This is a genomic window from Psychromonas algarum, from assembly GCF_004376845.1.
Classification (GTDB): Bacteria; Pseudomonadota; Gammaproteobacteria; order Enterobacterales; family Psychromonadaceae; genus Psychromonas.
Genome location: NZ_SNUW01000031.1, coordinates 1 through 3,838, shown reverse-complemented (window position 1 = coordinate 3,838; position 3,838 = coordinate 1). Strand labels below are relative to the sequence as shown.

At 54.3% G+C, this 3,838-nt stretch carries 1 protein-coding gene; it reads right to left on the bottom strand.

Features of this window, described 5'->3' with window-relative positions:
• Nucleotides 1–3,742, bottom strand: a 3,742-nt coding sequence (locus E2R68_RS13755) for a beta strand repeat-containing protein (RefSeq protein ID WP_445177090.1), incomplete at its 3' end; no start/stop codon positions are given.
• Nucleotides 3,743–3,838 lie beyond the last annotated feature (96 nt).

Here is a 3,838-nt window from a genome sequence, read left to right as displayed (position 1 = left end):
AGTTAGTGGTGCCCGTGGCACTTTCGCCCAAGGCTTGCACCTCGGCATTGCTGTTATCTAAATGGTAGGTCCACGCGCCGCTGGCATCGATGTCTAAGCTGCCGTGATTCCCCGTTCCCGTAATACCGCTGGCCGCGGTAAAGTGGTCTTCACCCGCATCCACATCGGTGATACTCAAGGTGCCACTGGCCGTGGATTGGCTCGCAATGTCTTCTTTCACTGAGCCCGTATCCGTGCCCGCAATCACGGGCACGTCGTTGGTGCCGGTAATATGGATAACTAAATCTTGTGTCGCAACATCGCCGTGCTCATCAGTCACCGTCACAGCAATGCTCACATCTTGCGATGTGCCCGCCGCTAAATGGGCGTAAGCCGGGTGGCTGGCATCAAAGGTATAGCTGCCATCTGCATGTAAGCTAAACCCATCCACTGGCTGCGCAATACTGAACGTCGCAGTAGCATGGTCATCCACATCACTCGAGGTAATAGTACCCGTGACTGTACTGCCTTCCGCCACGGTTTTTGCGCTGATGTCAGTGATAACAGGGGCGTCGTTGGTGCCGGATAACGTGATGGTCAAGGTTTGTGCGTCTGTCTCGCCTGCACCATCGGTGACCGTTACTGGGATGGTGATGTCTTGCGTATCGCCGACAGCAATGTGCTGATAAGCCGGAACGCTCGCATCTAATGTGTAGCTACCATCAGCATGTAAGGTAAAGCCATCCGGCAGTGTACCGGTCGCCGTGTACGTCACGCTGTCACCGGTATCCGTGTCCGTTGAGCCTAATTGACCGCTCACTGTCGTGTCTTCGTCGCCAGCTTGTGTCAAGGTCGCCGTGGTAAAGGCGGGCGCGTCATTGGTCCCGGCAATCGTCACTGTTATGGTGTGCGCGGTGCCATCAGCTGAGGTGACCGCAAAGGTGTCCGTCAGTGAATTGGTGGTGCCTGTTGCGCTTTCCCCCAAGGCTTGCACCTCGGCATTGCTGTTATCTAAATGATACGTCCACGCGCCACTCGCATCGATGTCTAAGGTGCCGTGATTACCGGTACCCGTGATGCCGCTGGCCGCGGTAAAGTGGTTTTCACCCGCATCCACATCAGTGATGGTCAAGGTACCACTGGCCGTTGATTGGCTCGCAACGTCTTCTTTCACTGAGCCCGTATCCGTGCCCGCAATCACTGGCACGTCGTTGGTGCCGGTAATATGGATAACTAAATCTTGTGTCGCAACATCGCCGTGCTCATCAGTCACCGTCACAGCAATGCTCACATCTTGCGATGTGCCCGCCGCTAAATGGGCGTAGCTAGCGTGGCGGGCATCAAAGGTATAGCTGCCATCTCGGTTTAAGGCAAACCCATCCACTGGCTGCGCAATACTGAACGTCGCAGTAGCATGGTCATCCACATCACTCGAGGTAATAGTACCCGTGACTGTACTGCCTTCCGCCACGGTTTTTGCGCTGATGTCAGTGATAACAGGGGCGTCGTTGGTGCCGGATAACGTGATGGTCAAGGTTTGTGCGTCTGTCTCGCCTGCACCATCGGTGACCGTTACTGGGATGGTGATGTCTTGCGTATCGCCGACAGCAATGTGCTGATAAGCCGGAACGCTCGCATCTAATGTGTAGCTACCATCAGCATGTAAGGTAAAGCCATCCGGCAGTGTACCGGTCGCCGTGTACGTCACGCTGTCACCGGTATCCGTGTCCGTTGAGCCTAATTGACCGCTCACTGTCGTGTCTTCGTCGCCAGCTTGTGTCAAGGTCGCCGTGGTAAAGGCGGGCGCGTCATTGGTCCCGGCAATCGTCACTGTTATGGTGTGCGCGGTGCCATCAGCTGAGGTGACCGCAAAGGTGTCCGTCAGTGAATTGGTGGTGCCTGTTGCGCTTTCGCCCAAGGCTTGCACCTCGGCATTGGCGTTATCTAAATGATACGTCCACGCGCCACTCGCATCGATGTCTAAGGTGCCGTGATTACCGGTACCCGTGATGCCGCTGGCCGCGGTAAAGTGGTCTTCACCCGCATCCACATCAGTGATGGTCAAGGTACCACTGGCCGTTGATTGGCTCGCAACGTCTTCTTTCGCCGCGCCCGTATCGGTACCACTAATGACAGGTGCATCGTCGGTACCTGAAATCGTAATGGTTAAATGCTCGGTCGCCGTATTTCCCGCTGCGTCCGTAACATGATATTCATACACATCTTGGATCGGTTGACCTGCAGCCGTTAACCCTTGAACTGCGCTATCGGTGTTATCCAAATCATAGGTATACGTACCGTCCGCATTTAAGTGCAAGGTGCCGTGTGTACCGGTTATATCACCGGCATTGCTGACCGTCATGCCCGTTTCATCGTTGCCTAACACGTTGCCATGAGTGACTGCCGCGGCTTGGTCTTCTGTTGCACCAATGTTGTCAGTAACCGTCATTGCGCCAGTATCAAGCGTCACGTCTAAAGTGCTAGAGGTTACGGCTGGAGTACCTGTCGCGCCTGGCGCGGTCGCTACTGCTTGTAAATGATGTACTTGTCCTGCATCAGTGCCAGCCAGTGCTGAGGTGTCAACTGTGTAGTCACCGTTTGCATCCGCTGTCGTTGTCGCAACAATCGTCGTACCGTCTTTAATTTCCACTACTGAGAACGGAATATCCACATGACCGGTAATAGTTGGGGTGATATCTGACGTAATATTATCGTTCTCGTTACCCGCTGTACCTTGACCAAACGAATCACTGGTACTCGCTAAATCAATAGTCACCGCGTTGGTCGGTGGCGTAATGGTTGGCTGCGTTGGCGCGGCTTGTGTGATGGTTGGCGCTGTTGGCGTGCCCACATGAACGACCACAGGCGTATGAGGATTCGCCGCCGTTGGACCACTCATTGTTGCGCTCACATCAAAGGTCACGTACTTGATATCGGTGCCGCCGTGGTTATCCGCGACCTGCACTTCAAATACGTCTTGGCCGCTGTATTGACCCGTATTGTGATCATACGCCATGCCTTTCACTGTGCCTGGCGTTTGTGTATAAACGTAATCACCCGTTGCTGGGTCAACAGTTAACGTACCGAACGCGCCCACCCCTTGTGTGGTAGTAAAGGTGTGCGTATCGGTGGTATCAACATCCGTTTCAGTTAATGTGCCGGTAAACGGTTGAGCCGCATCTGGCGTGAGCGTCAATTCTGGCGCGTCATTGGTACCGGTGATGGTCACCGTTAATACCGTTGGTGTACCGTCTGCCGCCAATACTGTGATGGTATCGGTTAATGGTTGACCTTCGGCTAACGATTGAATTGCAAGCTGTGAGTTATCTGCCGTGTACGTCCAATGTCCATTATCGGTTACCGTAAATTCACCGTAACCATGATCACTCGGCGCGCCAGTAACTGCTTGGAAGTGCGCTTCACCAGCATCTGCATCGGTGATATGTAGCTGGTCTGACACGGTTAACGTCGGAGTGGTGGCGTCTTCGGTTAAATCACCGGTGGTGGTGCCGGTGATCACTGGCACATCATTGGTACCGGTGATGGTGATGGTCAAGATGTCGTGCGCCGTATTACCGGCCACATCGGTCACTTCATACGTGAACTCTTGGGTAGCGGTCTTCCCCGCGGCTAATGCACTGGCATGAGCGTTATCTAAATCAAAGGTATACGAGCCGTCTGCCGCTAAATGCAAGGTGCCGTAAGGGCTGCTTAAATCACCAGCATTGCTGACTGCCATGCCCGATTCATCGTTGCCTAACACGTTGCCGCTAGTCGCTGCCGCAACTTGGTCTTCTGTTGCCGTTGCGGCATCTGGCGCCGTAGTCGCGCCCGTGTCAATTGTCACATCTAACGGTGT